Source organism: Arthrobacter sp. SPT-J7, from assembly GCF_059089965.1.
The window spans coordinates 412,436-429,770 of record NZ_JBNHFF010000001.1; the positions used below are offsets into that span (position 1 = coordinate 412,436).

15 protein-coding genes are annotated in these 17,335 nt (G+C 65.1%); 9 read left to right on the forward strand and 6 right to left on the reverse strand.

What is annotated here, in order from left to right; all coding sequences use genetic code 11:
• The first annotated feature begins 139 nt into the window (after nt 1–139).
• Both AC5RWX_RS01910 and AC5RWX_RS01915 read left to right on the forward strand, forming a co-directional pair.
• Complete coding sequence (locus AC5RWX_RS01910) at nt 140–1,204, forward strand: aromatic ring-hydroxylating oxygenase subunit alpha (protein ID WP_494096958.1); 1,065 nt, start codon at nt 140–142, stop codon at nt 1,202–1,204.
• Nucleotides 1,205–1,223: 19 nt separating this feature from the next.
• A complete protein-coding gene (locus AC5RWX_RS01915) occupies nt 1,224–2,213 on the forward strand; it encodes a PDR/VanB family oxidoreductase (RefSeq protein WP_494096942.1) in 990 nt (329 codons plus the stop codon).
• Nucleotides 2,214–2,506: 293 nt separating this feature from the next.
• Here the strand turns inward: AC5RWX_RS01915 and AC5RWX_RS01920 are convergent, their stop codons facing one another.
• Together AC5RWX_RS01920 and AC5RWX_RS01925 are read right to left on the reverse strand one after the other, a co-directional pair.
• A complete protein-coding gene (locus AC5RWX_RS01920; RefSeq protein ID WP_494096943.1) occupies nt 2,507–3,250 on the reverse strand; it encodes a maleylpyruvate isomerase family mycothiol-dependent enzyme in 744 nt (247 codons plus the stop codon).
• Nucleotides 3,251–3,472: 222 nt separating this feature from the next.
• Nucleotides 3,473–3,661: a hypothetical protein gene (locus AC5RWX_RS01925; protein ID WP_493956654.1), complete on the reverse strand. Its 189-nt coding sequence runs from the start codon at nt 3,659–3,661 to the stop codon at nt 3,473–3,475.
• A gap of 115 nt (nt 3,662–3,776) precedes the next feature.
• Here AC5RWX_RS01925 and AC5RWX_RS01930 point away from each other — a divergent pair, with 115 nt between their 5' ends.
• Nucleotides 3,777–4,640: a methylenetetrahydrofolate reductase gene (locus AC5RWX_RS01930; RefSeq protein ID WP_493956653.1), complete on the forward strand. Its 864-nt coding sequence runs from the start codon at nt 3,777–3,779 to the stop codon at nt 4,638–4,640.
• 297 nt (nt 4,641–4,937) lie between these two features.
• Nucleotides 4,938–5,237, forward strand: coding sequence for a hypothetical protein (locus AC5RWX_RS01935; RefSeq protein ID WP_493939955.1), 300 nt, complete (start codon nt 4,938–4,940; stop codon nt 5,235–5,237).
• Nucleotides 5,238–5,385: 148 nt separating this feature from the next.
• On the opposite strand, the gene ligM is transcribed toward AC5RWX_RS01935, so the two are convergent.
• Nucleotides 5,386–6,792, reverse strand: a complete 1,407-nt coding sequence (ligM, locus tag AC5RWX_RS01940) for a vanillate/3-O-methylgallate O-demethylase (RefSeq protein WP_493939956.1) — start codon at nt 6,790–6,792, stop codon at nt 5,386–5,388.
• A 247-nt stretch (nt 6,793–7,039) separates the two neighbouring features.
• On the opposite strand from ligM, the gene AC5RWX_RS01945 reads away from it, so the two are divergent.
• Nucleotides 7,040–7,330: a DUF1540 domain-containing protein gene (locus tag AC5RWX_RS01945; protein ID WP_493945147.1), complete on the forward strand. Its 291-nt coding sequence runs from the start codon at nt 7,040–7,042 to the stop codon at nt 7,328–7,330.
• A gap of 377 nt (nt 7,331–7,707) precedes the next feature.
• Here the strand turns inward: AC5RWX_RS01945 and putP are convergent, their stop codons facing one another.
• The gene (gene putP, locus AC5RWX_RS01950; RefSeq protein WP_494096944.1) at nt 7,708–9,219 is read right to left on the reverse strand and encodes a sodium/proline symporter PutP; all 1,512 of its coding nucleotides are present in this window, start codon (nt 9,217–9,219) and stop codon (nt 7,708–7,710) included.
• Nucleotides 9,220–9,444: 225 nt separating this feature from the next.
• Here putP and AC5RWX_RS01955 point away from each other — a divergent pair, with 225 nt between their 5' ends.
• Both AC5RWX_RS01955 and AC5RWX_RS01960 read left to right on the forward strand, forming a co-directional pair.
• Complete coding sequence (locus AC5RWX_RS01955; RefSeq protein ID WP_494096945.1) at nt 9,445–11,178, forward strand: ABC transporter ATP-binding protein; 1,734 nt, start codon at nt 9,445–9,447, stop codon at nt 11,176–11,178.
• Nucleotides 11,175–13,214: an ABC transporter ATP-binding protein gene (locus AC5RWX_RS01960; protein WP_494096946.1), complete on the forward strand. Its 2,040-nt coding sequence runs from the start codon at nt 11,175–11,177 to the stop codon at nt 13,212–13,214. The genes AC5RWX_RS01955 and AC5RWX_RS01960 overlap by 4 nt, the downstream gene beginning before the upstream one ends.
• 77 nt (nt 13,215–13,291) lie before the next feature.
• Here AC5RWX_RS01960 and AC5RWX_RS01965 read toward each other — a convergent pair whose 3' ends face one another.
• Nucleotides 13,292–14,083 carry an IclR family transcriptional regulator domain-containing protein gene (locus AC5RWX_RS01965; RefSeq protein ID WP_494063640.1) on the reverse strand — a complete coding sequence of 264 codons (792 nt, stop codon included), beginning with the start codon at nt 14,081–14,083 and terminating at the stop codon, nt 13,292–13,294.
• A gap of 66 nt (nt 14,084–14,149) precedes the next feature.
• Complete coding sequence (locus AC5RWX_RS01970; protein WP_493939962.1) at nt 14,150–14,773, reverse strand: cob(I)yrinic acid a,c-diamide adenosyltransferase; 624 nt, start codon at nt 14,771–14,773, stop codon at nt 14,150–14,152.
• A gap of 89 nt (nt 14,774–14,862) precedes the next feature.
• On the opposite strand from AC5RWX_RS01970, the gene AC5RWX_RS01975 reads away from it, so the two are divergent.
• Nucleotides 14,863–16,629 (forward strand): BCCT family transporter, encoded by a 1,767-nt coding sequence (locus AC5RWX_RS01975; RefSeq protein WP_493956648.1) that lies wholly within the window; start codon nt 14,863–14,865, stop codon nt 16,627–16,629.
• A 142-nt stretch (nt 16,630–16,771) separates the two neighbouring features.
• Nucleotides 16,772–17,323 (forward strand): acyl-CoA thioesterase, encoded by a 552-nt coding sequence (locus AC5RWX_RS01980; RefSeq protein ID WP_494096947.1) that lies wholly within the window; start codon nt 16,772–16,774, stop codon nt 17,321–17,323.
• The last annotated feature ends 12 nt before the right edge of the window (nt 17,324–17,335 follow it).

Here is a 17,335-nt window from a genome sequence, read left to right on the forward strand (position 1 = left end):
AGTTGGCCCGGCCCGGAGACGGGACCGCCATCGGCAAATATATCGGAGCGGCGTCACCGTGGATGCCAGGCTCCCAGTACCGGAAGGAACCGTTGTGACTACTGCTGTGCAGACCGCCAGCTCCACTACCCACAAGGTCATGGGCCACCCGCTGAACGCATGGTATGTGGCGGCCTGGGACCATGAGGTCACCCGCAAGCCGATGGCCCGGCGCATCGCCAACCGGCCGTTGGCGCTGTACCGCACGGAAGACGGCAAGGCAGTGGCTCTCGCCGACGCCTGCTGGCACCGGCTGGCCCCGCTCTCCATGGGCAAAACCATGGGCAAGGACGGGATCCAGTGCCCTTACCACGGCATTGTTTACAACTCGGCCGGGCGGTGCGTCTCAATGCCGGCCCAAGAGACCATCAACCCGTCGGCCACGGTCCCGTCCTTTCCGGTGGTGGAGCGCCACCGGTACGTCTGGGTCTGGCTGGGCGACCCGACGAAGGCCGACCCGGATCTGGTGCCGGACATGCACCAGATGGACTCGCCCGATTGGGCGGGCGACGGCGAGACTATCCACGCGGACTGCAATTACCAGCTGGTGCTGGACAACCTGATGGACCTGACCCACGAAGAGTTCGTGCACTCGTCCTCCATTGGGCAGGAGGAGCTGAGCGAATCCGACTTCGTCGTCACCCATGACGGCAATACCGTCACCGTCACCCGCTGGATGCACAACATCGACGCACCGCCGTTCTGGCTGAAGAACATGCGGGATAAGTTCCCCGGCTTCGAGGGCAAGGTGGACCGCTGGCAGATCATCACGTTCCAAGCCCCGTCCACCATCTGCATCGACGTCGGCGTGGCCAAGGCGGGCACCGGCGCGCCGGAGGGCGACCGCAGCCAGGGTGTCAACGGCTTCGTGATGAACACGATCTCGCCGGAAACCGACCGGTCCTGCCACTATTTCTGGGCTTTCATGCGCAACTACCGGCTGGACAGCCAGCTCATCACCACCCAGCTGCGGGACGGCGTGCACGGTGTGTTCGGCGAGGACGAGGAGATGCTCAAGGCGCAGCAACAAGCCATCGATGCGAATCCGGACTACGAGTTCTACAACCTGAACATCGACGCCGGCGGGATGTGGGTGCGCCGGCTGATCGAGCGGATGCTGGTAGCCGAAGGCCGGATGGCTTCCGCCGTCCCGGCCGGCCACTGAGGAAGGTGTAGGCGGCGACATGGCAGCAACAAACGTAGAAGTCTGGCAGCGCGCCACCGTGCTGGACGTGCAGGACGTGGCGGACGGCATCCGGCGCATCGTACTGGAACCAGCCCTGCCCAAGACCGCCGAACCGGGATCACACGTTGACCTGAAGGTTCGGATTGCCGGTCAGGAGGACAAGCGTTCCTACTCCATCGTGGACGCGGCCGACGGCGGACGCCGCCTCGCGCTGAGCGTGCTGAAGGCGCCGGCATCCCGCGGCGGATCGGAATTCATGCACACGCTGGCACCCGGTGACACACTGGAGATCACCCAGCCGCTGCAGAACTTCCCGCTGCGTGTCGGGGCCGATCGGTACATCCTGTTGGCCGGCGGCATCGGCGTGACCGCGATGGTCAACATGGCACGGGTGCTCAAAGCCGTGAAGGCCGATTACCGCATGGTGTACGCCGGCCGCAGCCGCGAGGCCATGGCCTATCTGGACCGGCTGCAGGTCCACGTGGACGACGAAGCCACATCGCTGCAGGTGGGCGAACTGGTGGCCGGCGCGGATATGGATACCGAGCTCTACATGTGCGGGCCCATTCGCCTGATGGACGCGGTCCGCCGGGCCTGGACGGAACGCGAACTGCCCGCGGCGAACCTGCGCTACGAGACGTTCGGCAACAGCGGCTGGTACGACCCGGAGGAATTCGTGGTGAGGATCCCGCGGCTCGGCATCGAGGCCACGGTAGGCCAAGGGCGCTCCATGCTCGAGGCCCTCGAAGAGGCCGGAGCGGACATGATGTTCGACTGCCGCAAGGGCGAATGCGGACTCTGCGAAGTCCGCATACTGGAACTGGACGGCGCGATCGACCACCGCGACGTTTTCTACAGTGAGCGTCAGCAGCGAGCAGCGGAAAAGATGTGCTGCTGCGTCTCCCGCGCCGTCACGTCCGGCACCGGCGCGCAGTCCGACGCCGCTCCCGGCCGCGGCCCGGCCGTCGTCACCATCGAGGTCTCCTGACCCGCGCACGGTGATCGTGTCTCCACGCGCTTCGCTTGGTCGACAACCGAGGCGCTTGCGCCTGTTCCCCGTGATCGACCAAAGGCGCTTGCGCCTGCGTTCACGGTGATCGACCAAAGGCGCTTGCGCCTGCGTTCACGGTGATCGACCAAAGGCGCTTGCGCCTGCGTGGAGATCCGGCCAAGGTGTCTCCACGCGCTCCGCTTGGTCGACAACCGGCGCCTGCCCGGGTGATCGACCAAAGGCGCATGCGCCTGCGTGGAGGTCCCGGCGGAACGGCGCTGCCGCCCGGCTTAAATCCAGCGGGGTGCTGGCGGCGCGTTCGTCCTGTTGCAGGTGATGCCGCGGGTCGACCGGCCCGCAGCCCAGGCGGCGATATCCGGCAGGGATCCGGTGATAATAACCGGGTCGGCAGCCGAGGTGTCCCCGAGTTGCATGCCGCCGCCAGAGCCTAGGACTTCTAATCGCAGGTCTTTGTCGTCGCCGCGCTTGTGCCAGGCTCCAATGATGTCTTTGAGCAGGCGTTCAAGGACGTCGGAGGGCACGTCAGCGAAGCTGGCGCCGTTGTCGAGGTCGACGGCGTGGAGCCAGACTTCGCGCGTCCGCCACCACACGGTTTCGGAGGCCGGGGCGGTGTAGCCCTGGGCCGCTTGAATCTCGTGCCCCCACGCTTCTTGCGGTGTGTTCCGCCATGCAACGTCGAGCTGGTTGGCGGACTGTTCGTAGAGGTCGCGCAACTCGACGGGGGAGAGCGTGGCGCCATGGTCGATTTCTTCGTTCCGGGCCTGCCGCGAGGAGTACATCGGGGTTTCCACGCCGGTGTTGGCCCACCCTATCAATCGCGCGATGGCGCGGGCGTTGTAGCCGACGTGGCCGATGACGTGGGCGCGGGTCCAGCCGGGCAGCAGCGAGGGCGCGGCGAACTCGTCATCGGAAAGTTCGCTGAGCTTGCGGCCAAAAAAGCCGGTGCCGCGGCGGGCGGTGAGCAGTGCATGCCGGAGGTCCCGGTCCTGGGCGAAATCCTGGTTAGCAACCATGATGTCTCCTGCAAATGGGTGGCCGGCGCGCGTTCGCTCGCACAGGCATGTCTGACGGTTCGGTATTAACTACTGTCCGGAACGTCCAGTCCCCTCTGCCGTCAAGCGTAGCGCTCGGAGTGACGCGGGCTCGGGGCCTTGGAAAATGGACTTCGATCCGCTGAGGGCGACGCCGGCACCCAGGCGGGCACCGCCGTCGTCCTCAGATGCTAACCGTATCCGCTAGACGCTGGCTGGCTCGACGGGTTCCAGTTTCCGCTCCAGCGGGTGCTCGATCTCGTCCTTCAGCATGGCGCCGAAGGTGAGCGCCAGCACGGCCAGGAGCGGCAGGGCCAGGCCCACCAGCAGGAAGATCAGCCAGATCGGCACCACTTCGCCCACCGGCCCAGCGAGCGCCATCGAAACCGGCACCAGGGCAAGCGAGACGAAGAAGTCCTCAACCCCCTATATCCGTAGTGGTTTTGCGGCTAGACTCGCAGCAAACCGGGCAGGAGTGACCGGTGCCACACGTGGAAGGACTTAGATCATGGCCAACCCGAAACAGGCTTCATCGGACGGTGCACGCGCGTTGCTCGACGACTTCTCGCTGGAGATGACCGGCAAGGACGTTCCGGCGCTGGAAGACGCAGCCGCCGCGATTCCTCCGGGCACACACATCAACGTGACCTTTTTGGGGAACGAGGACCTGCCGATGCGGGTGTCCGCGGCCGCGGCAGTGAAGAGGCGTGGCTTCGTGCCGGTGCCGCACGTGTCTGCCCGCCGATTGGCCTCACAATCGGAATTAGAGGATTTCCTGCAGGCTTTGTCCACCGACGCGGCGCCGGAGGATGTCTTTGTCGTGGGCGGTGACCCGACTGAGCCGATGGGACCGTATCCGGACTCGCTGGAGGTGATCCGCAGCGGGTTGCTGGCCAAGTATGGCATTCGCAGGGTGGGCATTAGCGGTTATCCCGAGGGCCACCCGGATATTTCCGACGACGTGCTGTGGAAGGCACTGGAGGACAAATACGCCGAATTGCAGCAGCAGAGCCTGGAGTCGGTGATCATCACCCAGTTCGGCTTCGACGCCGATCCCGTGTTTGCCTGGCTTGCCGAAGTCCGTCGTCGGGGGATCAATGCACCGGTGCGGATCGGTGTCCCGGGTCCGGCCGGGGTCAAGCGGTTGCTGAACTATGCCAAGCGCTTCGGCGTGGCCTCCTCGGCCGGAATCGTGCACAAGTACGGGTTCTCGCTGACCAACTTGCTAGGCACGGCCGGACCGGACAAGTTCCTGGAGGAGTCCGCCAGCCGCTACGACCCGACCGTGCACGGCACGGTGAAGCTGCACTTCTACACCTTTGGCGGAATGAAGGCCACCGCGGAGTGGGTCACCGAGTTCCGCGGACGGTAACGGCTTTCGCGGCGGCCGGCGCCGAGTGTCTGCGCAGGGGGAGCCGGCTTTCGCTCCCACGTATAGGAGTAACTTCCCGCGTTTCAAAACGTTTGCCCAGCTCTGACTAGCGTAAACGCTTTGCGTGGCCCAAGAGACGTGGGAGCGAACGGCTTGGCGCGAGGCTGCCTGGCCCGGTGCGCGGCGGGCCGGCCGGGCTCGCAGGAAGGGCGCAGGCATTTCCCCGGCCCTGTTGCACGCGACCGCTCTGTGATTAGGTGAAGAGAGGGCGCACCGGCGCCTGAGGGAAGGAGCTTCATGAGCGAGAACATCAGCAATCCGGACCGATACGACCGCGAGGACCGTGACAAAGCCCCGGGTGAAGCGGTGCGGGACGAAGAGGTGCTACCGCCGGGTGAGATCCCGGCGGATGCCAAACAGGGCCTGGCCAACGTCTACGGCGATGCCGATCGTACTGCCATTGATGATCCGGTCAGCGAGCCTGGGCCCGTGGATGCTGCTGCCATCGAGCACATGGAACAGCACTACAGCGTCCGCGAGACAGAGTCGGGCGAGCGGTACGTCGAAGAGACGGTCCTGCCGGAGGACGGCGACTAATCAGCGCAGTCGCCAGCGCTCGCCGCGGAACGCGGTGACATAGCCGGCCAGTTGCTATCGCCGAGTCCGTTAACTGAAGCGGCGGGGAGGATGCCTTAGGGCACCCTCCCCGCCGTTCGCCGTCGTGCTCCTCAGGAGCAACCGGGCATCAGGCCTGCTTGCCCGAGCGCCAGCCACCCGGGTAGTCCTGGCGGACCGCCGAGGAGTACGGCACCGGGCTGACAATGGCGCGCACGTTCAACTGCTGGTGCGGCTCCACCGTGGTCTTGCTGGACCCGCCGTCGGGTTCGCCCCATACCACGGTGACCTCGGTGCCCTCCGGCACATCGGCGTCCACGGTAGCCAGGGACAGGGCCTTCTGCTCGTTCGCCGAGTAGCCGGTGAACATGGACAGGCCGATCGTCTCGCCCGCGGCGTCGAGCACGGCGTCGTAGTTCGACGAGCCGTAGTTGGCCAGCGGCAGGTCGAAGTACTTGTAGGACTTGCCGTCGGGGTCGAAAAGTGAGGCGAAGATCTTGGCCATGTCCTCGGCGTTCCACTCGAGCGTGACTTTCTTGCGCTGCGTTGCCGGATCGATCTTCTCGAGGGCCTCGCGGCCGATGAAGTCGTGGTCGAACTTCACCATGTGGCCGTAACCGAGCTCCCACGGGTTCAGGTAGTAGTCCTCGATTTTGTCGGAGACGAAGCTGCCCGCCACGGCGTTGACCGCTTCATAGCTATCGGCGCCGAGCCACTCGCGATAGGGGCGGAGCTCCTCGCCGGTGTAGATGGCCGGCAGCGGCGACGGGATCCAGCCGGATTCCAGCGTGTTCGACGGGTAGGCCCGGGAGCCGACGGCGAGCATGCCGAACTCCTGGCCGGCCTCCAGGATGGTGTCGCGGATCTGGTCGTAAGTTTCATACGGACCCCAGATCTCCAGCCCCGGAGCCCCGGCCATACCGTGGCGCAGCGTGTGGACCTGGCGGCCGGACACCTGCATATGGTCCATGTTGAAGAACTTCAGCTGCTCCACCGGGCCGCCGTTGACCTTCTCGATAATCTTCCACGCGTTCGGGCCCTGGATCTGGAAGCGCCAGTACTTGCGCTTCACCGGCTGGCCCATGGGGCGCGACGGCGACCGGCGGTCCACCTCGATGTCCACGTCGTAGCCGCCGGTCTCACCGTGGTAGATCAGCCAGTTGGCGGCCGGGGAGCGGCCCACGTAGACGTACTCGCCTTCGGCCTCGTGGAACAGGATGCCGTCGCCGATGACGTGTCCGGCCGGCGTGGTGGGAACGTACTGCTTGGCTTTGTTGACGGGGAAGTTGGCCACCGAGTTGATTGCCGTGTCCGAAATCAGCTTCAGGGCGTCCTTGCCCTTGATGAACAGGTTGTCCATGTGGTGCGACTGGTCGAACAGCACCGCGGTTTCACGCCAGGCGCGCTGCTCACTGCGCCAGTTGGTGAATTCCGGGGCGACAACGGGATAGATGTAGGCGCCGATCTGCGAGTTCCGCAGCATCTCGACGGTATTGCCGGATTGGTCCAGGACTTCCTGGAGGTTCTTTGCGCTCATGGGTACTTGTCCTCCTAGATGGCGACTAGATTGTGATGCAGTGCACAACCCCAAGACACCTCGACTCTATATCTATGGAGGTAGTTATGTCGACGGTTTTTGCCGGAGGAAAATTCGCCGGCAAGCAAATACGGAACGAAAATCTGCCTTTTTGATCGGCCGCGACAGGAATAACGTGGTGGACACGCAGTCAGCCCGTCCGAGGGCGGGCACCCAGCAAGGGCGACAGAAGCATGGAGGAGCCGCCATGACCGCAACAGCTCACGTGACCGATTGCAGCGTGACCAACTGCTCGTTCAACGACCACACCGAATGCAACGCCGGCGCCATCACCGTTGCCGGCGGCGAAAACCACGCTGCCTGCGCCACGTTCATTGACACCGGCGTGCACGGCGGGCTGCCCAAGGTTCTGGCCGGGGTAGGTGCGTGCCAGCGGAGCGAATGCGTGCACAACGACCACCTGATGTGCCAGGCACCGGCGGTCCACGTGGGCCCGGGCGCCGATAACGCTGACTGCCTGACGTACGCGCACCGGTAGGCCGGGGACTCCGCGAGCCCCCTGGCCTACGGGCGCCGGTAGCCTGCTCCGGGAACCAATCGTGTTGACACTCGACCGGCTGGAAGCCGCGGTGTTATGGCCTCAGAGGCAGCGCCTTCTCTCCACTCGATGCTCAACGGCCGCCAGCGCCGACCGTCGGCCTCACCCAGCCGGATCTCGTGGCGCGTGAGCCCGCGCAGAGGCGCGCCGTGGTCGTGAATGCCGTGCAGGGGTTTCCCTGCAGCACCGAGAACGTCCGCGGGTTATGCCGCTATCTGGTCCGGCGGTTTTCCTCAAGAGCGCGAAGTGCCCTTTCCGACGTCGTCAACGGCCGACGTCGGGAAGGGCACCTGGGTTTGGGGCCGCAGTGAGTCGGATCAGCGCTCCGCGGCCAGCACCGGAGCTTCCGCCGCATGGACCCGGTGGACGGCTTCGTTGAACTCCGTCTCGATCTCCGGCGTGGGCTTGTACGTCAGGAGACTGACGACGACGGCAACGACGACGTTGAGGATGAAGCCCGGAACAATCTCGTACATGGTGTCCGAGAGCGCCGACGTGCCCCAAATAAACACAGTGGCCGCACCGGCCATCATGCCGGAGAGTGCGCCGGCGACGGTGAGCTTTCGCCAGAACAAGCACAGGATGATGGTCGGGCCGAAGGATGCGCCGAAGCCCGCCCACGCAAAGGCCACCAGGCCCAGGATGGTGTCATTGCGGCTCCAGGCCAAGATGCCCGCCACCAAGGAAACCACCAGTACGCCCATCCGGCCGAGCATCACCTGGGTCTTGGCCGACGCTTGTCTGCGCGCGAAGATTTTGAACAGATCCTCCACCAGGGCCGAGGAGCAGACGATCAACTGCGACGAAACCGTGCTCATGATCGCCGCCAGTACGGCCGCCAGCACAAAGCCGGCGACGAACGGGTGGAAGAGGATTTGGGACAGGTCCAGGAAGACCGATTCGGCCGACTTGGCGTCCGTGAGGGACATGTCCGGGTTCTGCTGAAAGTAAGCCACGCCCACCAGTGCGGTGGCGACGGCGCCAGCGACGGTCAAAAGCATCCAGCCGATGCCGATCCGGCGGGCGGCTTTCGCCTCGCCCGGCGAGCGCAGCGCCATGAAACGGACAATGATGTGCGGCTGTCCAAAGTAGCCCAGGCCCCATGCCGCAGCCGAGATGCCGGCTACGGCACCGCCGGTGAACAGGCTCAGGTGGTTCGGGTCCACCTGCTGGATGGAGTCGATGGTGGCGCCGAGACCGCCGGTGGCGAAGACGCCGACAAGCGGCACCAGGAGCAGGGCCGCGAACATCAACAGGCCTTGGGCGACGTCGGTGTAGCTGGCGCCGAGGAAGCCGCCGAACATGGTGTACAGCACCGTGACACCGCCGACCACCAGCATGCCGACCTCATAGGTGGAGCCGAACGATGACTCAAAGAAGATGCCGCCGGCCACCATGCCGGAGGACACGTAGAAGGTGAAGAACACCAGAATGATCACACCGGAGACGACCCGCAGCAGGTGCGAGCGGTCCTTCAACCGGTTCTCCAGGAAGCTGGGAACGGTGATCGAGTCGTTGGACACTTCGGTGTAGGAGCGCAACCGCGGGGCCACGAACTTCCAGTTGAGCCAGGCGCCGATGGTCAGGCCGATGGCGATCCAGGCCTCGAACAGGCCGCCGACGTAGAGCGCGCCCGGCAGCCCCATCAGCAACCAGCCGGACATGTCCGAGGCCCCGGCGCTCAAGGCCGCGACGCCGGGCTTCAAGCCCCGGCCGGCCAGCATGTAATCGTCCAGGTCGCTGGTGCGCCGATACGCCCACCAGCCAATAGCCAGCATGCCTGCCATGTAGATCAACATGGCGATGATCTGGAAAATCTGGTCGTCCAAGAGTGGGTCCTCCCCGGTAGCGGTTCGGCGCCTCAGTATTCCAGCGACCCGCTGGTGGCGCCAGTCACAGGTCGCGCCGCCGCGGAAATCCGGGCGTAATCGTTTCATGAGAACGGTGAGCCCGGCAGGGAAAACCCACCGATTGAGTTTCGCCAATCAGTGATAAGGTGTAGCCTCTATCTGCCCTCACTTCAATCCTTTGCCCGAAAGTTGCGTCACACCCAGATGCTGCTCCGTTTAATCCGCCATTATGGGCGCCCCTATCTTCCCTTCGTCTTCGCCGTGGTGGTGCTGCAGCTGATTGCCACTATCGCGGCGCTGTATCTGCCCAGCCTGAACGCCCAGATCATCGACGAAGGCGTCGCCCGCGGCGATACCCACTACATCTGGAGCACCGGCGGCGTGATGCTGACCGTCAGCTTTGTCCAGGTGGCCGCCGCGATCGCCGGCGTCTACTTCGGCTCCAAGGCCGCGATGGCGGTGGGCCGCGACCTGCGCAGCGGCATTTTCCACAAGGTCACCGGGTTTTCCGCCCGCGAAGTGGGCCAGTTCGGCGCACCCAGCCTGATCACCCGCGGCACCAACGATGTGCAGCAGGTGCAGATGCTGGTGCTGATGGGCCTGAACTTCATGGTGATGGCTCCCATCATGTGCGTGGGCGGCATCATCATGGCCCTCCGCGAAGATCTGCAGCTGTCCTGGCTGGTGTGGGTTTCGGTGCCGCTGCTGTTCGTTGTGGTGGGCTTGCTGGTCTGGAAGCTGATGCCGCTCTTCCGCTCTATGCAGCAGAAGATCGACAGCATCAACGGCGTGCTCCGCGAGCAGATTACCGGCATCCGCGTGGTCCGGGCGTTCGTCCGCGAGCCGTACGAGGCCAAGCGCTTCGAGAAGGCCAACCGTGAACTGACCGATGTCTCGCTTTCGGTCGGCAACCTGTTCGTGCTGATGTTCCCTTCGATCGGCATGATCCTGCACCTGGCCACCGCCGCCGTGCTCTGGTTCGGCGGCCTGCGCGTGGACGCCGGCGAAATGCAGGTCGGCGCCTTGACCGCGTTCCTGCAGTACCTGCTGCAGATCCTGATGGCGGTGATGATGGGCACCTTCATGGCGATGATGATCCCGCGCGCCTCGGTCTGTGCCGAACGCATCGGCGAGGTGCTCGACGTCGAGCCTTCCGTGCATGAACCAGCCGAGCCGGAAAAGGCGCGCGAGCCCGCCGGAGTCGTCGAGTTCCGCAACGTGACCTTCGCCTATCCCGGCGCCGAAGTGCCGGTGCTGCGCAACGTCAGCTTCACCGCCCGGCCCGGGCAAACGACGGCCATCATCGGCAGTACCGGCGCCGGCAAGTCCACGCTGATCAGCATGCTGCCGCGGCTGTTCGACGCGGGCGACGGAGAGGTGCTGATCGACGGCGTTCCGGTCACCCACATGGCCCGCACGGACATCACCGACCGGGTTGCCCTGGTGCCGCAGCGGCCGTACCTGTTCTCCGGCACGGTGGCCCACAACCTGCGCTTCGGCAATCCGGACGCCACGGACGAGGAGCTCTGGGAGGCGCTGCGCGTGGCCCAGGGCGAGGGCTTCGTCCGCGCCAAGGACAAGGGCCTGGAGTCGGCGGTCTCGCAGGGCGGCACCAATGTCTCCGGCGGCCAGCGCCAGAGGCTCTGCATCGCCCGGGCGTTGGTGGCCAAGCCCAAGGTCTACCTCTTCGACGACTCGTTCTCTGCGCTGGACGTGGCAACAGATGCCAGGCTGCGGGCTGCGCTCAAGCGGACCACCGAGGACGCCACCGTGATCATCGTGGCCCAGCGCGTGGCCACGATCATCGAGGCAGACCAGATCCTGGTGATGGAACACGGGCAAATCGTGGCCCGCGGCACCCACGAGGAGCTGCTGGAAAGCTCCGAGACTTACCAGGAAATTGTTAATTCGCAGACCGCGGTGGAGGAAGTGGCATGAGCCCGGACAAACAAACCCAGTCCGAGCTGGCCACCGGACCCGAGCCGGTGGCAGCGCCCACCCCGGCCGCTGCCGCGGAAGCCGAGGCCGAGGTCCTGGAGGAGCAGTTCCAGCCGGGCGAAGCCGACCAGGACTTCATGACCGGGACCCCGGTCCGCAAGGCGCAGCACTTCTGGCCGTCGGCCAAACGGCTGTTCGGCCTGCTGAAGCCGGAGAGGGCCGGCATCGCCCTGGTGCTGGCCATGGTGCTGGTGGCCGTGGTGCTCAACGTGATTGCGCCCAAGGTGCTGGGCAACGCCATGGACGTCATCTTCAACGGCGCGATCGGCATGAACCTGCCGGCCGGTGCCACCCAGGCGGAAGTGATCGCCGGGCTCCGCGCGCAGGGCCAGAACCAGTTCGCCGACCTGCTCTCCGGCATGGAACTGGTGCCCGGAGCGGGCATCGACTTCCAGCTGCTGGGCAGACTGATCCTGCTGGTGCTGGGGATGTACGTGGTCGCGTCGCTGTTCATGTGGCTGCAGGGCTGGCTGCTGAACCGGATCGTCATGAAGGTGGTCTTCGGGCTGCGCCGGGACGTGGAAGCCAAGCTGAACCGGTTGCCGCTGAACTACTTCGACACCCGCCAGCGCGGCGACATGCTCTCCCGGGTGACCAACGACGTCGACAATATCCAGCAGGCACTGCAGCAGGCCTTCGCGCAGTTGATCATGTCCGCGCTGAGCCTGCTGGGCATCACCATCATGATGTTCATCGTCTCCTGGCAGCTGGCCCTGATCGCACTGATCGCCCTGCCGCTCTCCGCCGTCGGCGCCGGCATCATCGGCACGCGGAGCCAGAAACTGTTCACCGCCCAGTGGAAGCACACGGGTGCGCTCAACGGCCACATCGAGGAGTCGTTCAGCGGCCACGAGCTGGTCCGCGCCTTCGGCCGCGAACAGCAGTCGGTGGAACAGTTCGACGAGAAGAACGAGGAGCTGTACAAAGCCTCGTTCGGCGCGCAGTTCGTCTCCGGCATGATCATGCCGGTGATGCAGTTCATCTCGTACCTGAGCTACGTGGGCATTGCCGTGGTCGGCGGCCTGCGGGTGGCATCGGGGTCAATGACACTGGGCGACGCCACCGCGTTCATCCAGTACTCGCGGGAATTCAACCAGCCGCTGAGCCAGATGGCGGGCATGGCCAACATGCTGCAGTCCGGCGTTGCCTCCGCGGAGCGGGTTTTCGAGCTGCTCGACGCCGAGGAGCAGGAGCCGGACACGGCCACCAAGACGCTGCCGGCCAAGACCGACGGCCACGTGGAGTTCCACAACGTCAGCTTCAGCTACACCGCGGACAAGCCGCTGATCGAAGACCTCTCCTTCTCGGCGAACCCGGGGCAGACGGTGGCGATTGTGGGCCCGACCGGCGCAGGCAAGACCACACTGGTGAACCTGGTGATGCGGTTCTACGAACTGGACGCCGGCCGGATCACGCTGGACGGCGTGGACATCACCGCGCTCAGCCGGGCCGAACTCCGATCCAAGGTGGGCATGGTGCTGCAGGACGCCTGGCTGTTCGGCGGCTCCATTTTCGACAACATCCGCTACGGCAACCTGGACGCCACCGAGGAAGAAGTGATGGCGGCGGCCAAGGCCACCTATGTGGACCGTTTCGTGCGGGCGCTGCCGGACGGCTACGACACCGTGATCGACGAAGAGGGCAACAATGTCTCGGCCGGTGAGAAGCAGCTGATCACCATTGCCCGGGCGTTCCTGGCCAACCCGTCGCTGCTGATCCTGGACGAGGCCACCAGTTCGGTGGACACACGCACCGAGCTGCTGGTCCAGCACGCCATGGCCGCGCTGCGCTCCGACCGGACCAGTTTTGTGATTGCGCACCGGCTCTCCACCATCCGGGACGCCGACGTGATCCTGGTAATGGAGGACGGCAAGATCGTGGAACAGGGCAACCACGCCACGCTGCTGACCGCCGAAGGGCCGTACTACCGGCTCTACATGTCCCAGTTCGCTGCTGCCGCGGATCCGGTGCCCTGATCCGCTAAACCACGGGAACAACGACGGCGGCGCCCGGGTGAGGATTCGCATCCCACCGTGAGCGCCGCCGTCGTCGGTTAGGCGGGTGTGCAGCCTTCGGCGATCCGCTCGGCGGCACGGCGCAGCAGCGGAAGATGGGCGGCGGTCGCCGCCTGCAGCGAGTCCGGCGTGGCCAGCATGTTGACGCCCACCGCGGCGACTACCGCTCCGACGGTGTCCCTGACCGGCACGGACACGGTGCGGTGGCCGGGCTGCAGTTCGCTGTCGTTGACTGCGTAGCCTTGCCGGCGGACCTGTTCGATCTCCAGGCGGAAGCGTTCGGTGCTGTCGATGGTCTGCTCGGTCAGCCGACTGAACTGGCTGGCGTCCAGGGCGGCTCGGAATTCGTCCTCGCTCAGTCCCGCCACCAGAACCTTGCCCATGGATGAGGCGTGGGCCGGAATCCGGGCGCCGACGGTCAGCCCGGCACGGATCATTCCGGGAACCCGGGTGGCCGCGATGCAAATGACGTCGCCGCCGGCCAGCACGCCGGCCGTGCACGGTTCGTCGAATTCGTCAGTCAGCCATTCCACGCCCTGGCGCGAGGCCCGCACCAAGGGAGAGCCGGACAGGTAGCCATAGCCCAGCTCCAGTGCCTGATAGGTCAGCGCGAACTTCTCCCCGTGGCAGCGCACGTAGCCCAGCTGGACCAGCGTCCGCAGCACCCTGGCGGTGGCGGCCCTGTTCAGCCTGGCCCGTGCCGCAACGTCGGCGGCGCGCATGGCCGGATTTCCGTCGTCGAACACGCTCAGCACCGAAAGCCCGCGCGCTAAAGTGCGCACGGACGGCTCGGCGCCGGGCCGGAGGGCAGGCTCGCTGGTGATGGTCATCACAGGAGAGGATACCCGGCCAGCCGCCGCGCTGTGATGCTGGTTACACTGTGCGAAGCAGTGCTGTCAGTTCGTGTCGGGACGGTCCTCGAGGACGCCCAGCACGGACGACTCCGGAACCCACATCACGTCACCGTGTTCGGCGTTCGCCACCCGGCCCATCACGAAGAGCAGGCCCGACAGCCGGTTGAGGTAGCGCCCGGTCTCGCGGTTGACCACGTCGCCGTGTTCGTCCAAGGCAGCCCAGACTGTTCGTTCGGCCCGGCGCACCGCGGTGCGGGCCTGGTAGAGCAGCGCGGCGGAGAGGGTTCCGCCGGGCAGGAGCATGCCGCTGAGATCGCCGGCTTCTTGCCGGAAATGGTCGATGGCACGTTCCAGCCTTTCCGCGTGCTCGGGAATAATGCGCGCGTCGACCGGGAGGTCGCTGGGATAGGGCACCAGCAGGTCGGCCATCAGGTCGAAGAGGTCGTTCTGCACGCTGACCAGCATGGCGTTGGCCTCTGGAGACAGCCCGCCGCTGGCCATAGCTACTGCCACGGCCGCATTGGCCGCATCCACCTCGGCGTGCGCGACCACCCGCAGATCGTCTTTGGACATCTCGCCGTGGCTGCCGAACACGGTGCGCCCGGAGTCCCCATAATGGTCGGTTTCCGTCTGGTTGTCCGCTGCTGATTCGCCACGTTCATTCATGCCTGCAACTATACTTACCGGGACGTTTGACATCGAAGAGCCACAGGAAGCCCGGGCTGCGTAAGGCACGGGTGACAAGAGTGAGGACCATGATGAGCAACGAATACACCGGCCCCTTGCCGGCGGCCGCCGAGGAAGCGGACGACGGGCTGCGGGGCTGGAAGACCGTCGACAAGACGGTTTTCTTCGTTTCGGGCGGCATTATTGTCGTCGTCTGCCTGCTGGGCATTTTCTTTACCGAGCAGGTTACCGAAGTCGCCGGGGCCCTTCTCAGCTGGGTGACCAGCACCTTTGGTTGGCTGTTCATCCTTGGAGCAACAGGATTTGTGGCGTTTTCGCTGGTGCTCGCGTTCGGCCGGTACGGCAATATCCCGCTCGCTCGCGAGGGCGAGACGACCGAGTTCTCCACGCTGTCATGGATCGCCATGATGTTCAGTGCTGGCATGGGCATTGGCCTGATGTTCTTCGGGGTCTATGAACCGGTGACACATCTGGCCTCACCGCCGCCCTTCGTTGATGCTGCTCCCGGATCGCCCGAAGCAGCGAACAACGCCATGGCCTACACGCTCTTCCACTGGGGTCTGCACCCGTGGGCCATCTACTCGGTGGTGGGCCTTGCGCTGGCCTACTCCACCTACCGGATGGGGCGCGGGAACCTGATGAGCTCGCCCTTCCAAGCGATCTTCGGCAAAGAACGGATCGAGAAAAAAGGCTGGGGCAAGCCGATCGATATCCTGGCGATCATCTGCACCAAGTTCGGATCGGCCACCTCGCTTGGTCTGGGCGCACTCCAGATCGCGGCCGGTCTGTCGCTGCTGCAAACCGGCCAGTTCCAGGAAAACCCGGGGACAGCGGCACCGATCCTGATTATCTGCGTGCTGACCGTCGGTGTGGTCATCTCCGCCGCGAGCGGGGTGTCCCGCGGCATCAAATGGCTGAGCAACACCAACATGTTGCTGGCAGCGGTGCTGCTGGTGTTCGTCTTTGTGCTCGGCCCCACCGTCTTCATCCTCGACCTGGTGCCGGCCTCGATCGGTGACTACCTGGCCAACCTGGTGCCGATGAGCTTCCATTCGGCGGTGTTCGGCGGCACCGAGTGGTTGGCCAACTGGACCATCTTCTACTGGGCCTGGTGGATCTCCTGGACGCCCTTCGTCGGGACCTTCATTGCCAAGATCTCCCGCGGCCGGACCATTAAGGAGTTCGTCCTGGGCGTGCTGCTGGTCCCCACCACCGTGAGCGTGATCTGGTTTTCCATCTTCGGCGGTGCCGGCATCCACCTCCAGCTGAACGGCGTAGACATTGCCGGGGCCGGAAACGAGGCGGCCGCGTTCTTCGCCACGCTGCAGAACTATCCATTCTTCATCGGTGCGGCCATCGTCGTCATGGTGCTGACTGCGGTGTTCTTTGTCAGCGGTGCCGACGCTGGCGCCGTGGTGCTCGGAACGCTGTCCTCCCGTGGACGCAAGGAACCGTGGAAGCCGCTGGTCATCCTTTGGGGAGTGCTTACCGGTGCGGTGGCGGCTGTGCTGCTGTTCGTCGGCGGCCTGAACGCCCTGCAGACGTTCACTATCCTGGCTTCCACGCCCTTCGTGCTGATCATGATCGGCTTGTGCGTGTCCCTGTACGTTGACCTGCGCAAGGATCCGTTGCGGCAGCGGCGTCTGGGGCCGGTGCGCGGCGCTGTCAGTGTGCCCAGCAACGTGCCGTTTGCGGTGCCGACATCCACGTCGGAAATCCCCGTGGTCGAAGCGGAAAAGCTGCCGCGCATCGATGGTTCCGGAAGCACGGACCATCCGGCCGGGGGCCTGCCCGAAGACGTCGGCGACGGGAAGAAACACGGACACCACGCGTAGCTAAATCAAAGAGGGGCGGGGCCGGCGAATGTTCGCCGGCCCCGCCCCTTTGCTCTCTGGATGCTGGGGTTGCGGGTCCGCCGTCCTTAAGCAGCGGCGGGAGATGCTGGGCAGTTAAGTTACCTGCGGGTAGCATGACGGCATGCACCTGATCTTCCGCACCCTGTTGCTGCTTGTCACGGCACGCCGCCGGCCCGCGCTGGGAATTTGGGATTCGTCCTCTCTGTCCTTGCGTGTACTGCCCACGGACATCGACATCGCCATGCACGTCAACAACGGGATGTACTTCTCGTTGATGGACCTCGGACGCTTCGAGTTGATGGTGCGCGCCGGCGTCTGGGACGTCTTCCGTCGCAAGGGCTGGTCGCCAGTGGTCAGCGCGGAAACCATTGCCTTCCGCAAGTCGCTCACACTCGGCCAGCAGTACAGCATCGAAACCAGGATCATCGGCTTCGATGACCGCGCCATCTATTTTGAGCAGCGCATGGTGTCCGGCGACGAAATCTACGCCCGCGCCTATATCGCCACCCGACTGGTCTCAAAGCAGGGGCCGGTCGCTAACGAGGAGATCTTCGGGGCGACTGGTCAGCAACCGCCAGCCGATCTGGTGCTGCCCGCCTGGTTGCATGAATGGCGGGAGAACAACGCGCTGCCCAGCACCCGCCGTCCCGCTCCCCACCGCTGGGTGCGCTGACTCTGGTCGGCG

Bases quoted from the DNA above. Each gene is read 5' to 3' on its own strand.
- AC5RWX_RS01915 (WP_494096942.1), top strand. From the start codon at position 1,224: ATGGCAGCAACAAACGTAGAAGTCTGGCAGCGCGCCACCGTGCTGGAC.
- AC5RWX_RS01935 (WP_493939955.1), top strand. From the start codon at position 4,938: ATGAGCGAGAACATCAGCAATCCGGACCGATACGACCGCGAGGACCGT.
- AC5RWX_RS01980 (WP_494096947.1), top strand. From the start codon at position 16,772: ATGCACCTGATCTTCCGCACCCTGTTGCTGCTTGTCACGGCACGCCGC.
- ligM (WP_493939956.1), bottom strand. From the start codon at position 6,792: ATGAGCGCAAAGAACCTCCAGGAAGTCCTGGACCAATCCGGCAATACC.
- AC5RWX_RS01930 (WP_493956653.1), top strand. From the start codon at position 3,777: ATGGCCAACCCGAAACAGGCTTCATCGGACGGTGCACGCGCGTTGCTC.
- AC5RWX_RS01955 (WP_494096945.1), top strand. From the start codon at position 9,445: ATGCTGCTCCGTTTAATCCGCCATTATGGGCGCCCCTATCTTCCCTTC.
- AC5RWX_RS01975 (WP_493956648.1), top strand. From the start codon at position 14,863: ATGATGAGCAACGAATACACCGGCCCCTTGCCGGCGGCCGCCGAGGAA.
- AC5RWX_RS01960 (WP_494096946.1), top strand. From the start codon at position 11,175: ATGAGCCCGGACAAACAAACCCAGTCCGAGCTGGCCACCGGACCCGAG.
- AC5RWX_RS01910 (WP_494096958.1), top strand. From the start codon at position 140: ATGGGCCACCCGCTGAACGCATGGTATGTGGCGGCCTGGGACCATGAG.
- AC5RWX_RS01945 (WP_493945147.1), top strand. From the start codon at position 7,040: ATGACCGCAACAGCTCACGTGACCGATTGCAGCGTGACCAACTGCTCG.
- AC5RWX_RS01920 (WP_494096943.1), bottom strand. From the start codon at position 3,250: ATGGTTGCTAACCAGGATTTCGCCCAGGACCGGGACCTCCGGCATGCA.
- AC5RWX_RS01965 (WP_494063640.1), bottom strand. From the start codon at position 14,083: ATGACCATCACCAGCGAGCCTGCCCTCCGGCCCGGCGCCGAGCCGTCC.
- AC5RWX_RS01970 (WP_493939962.1), bottom strand. From the start codon at position 14,773: ATGAATGAACGTGGCGAATCAGCAGCGGACAACCAGACGGAAACCGAC.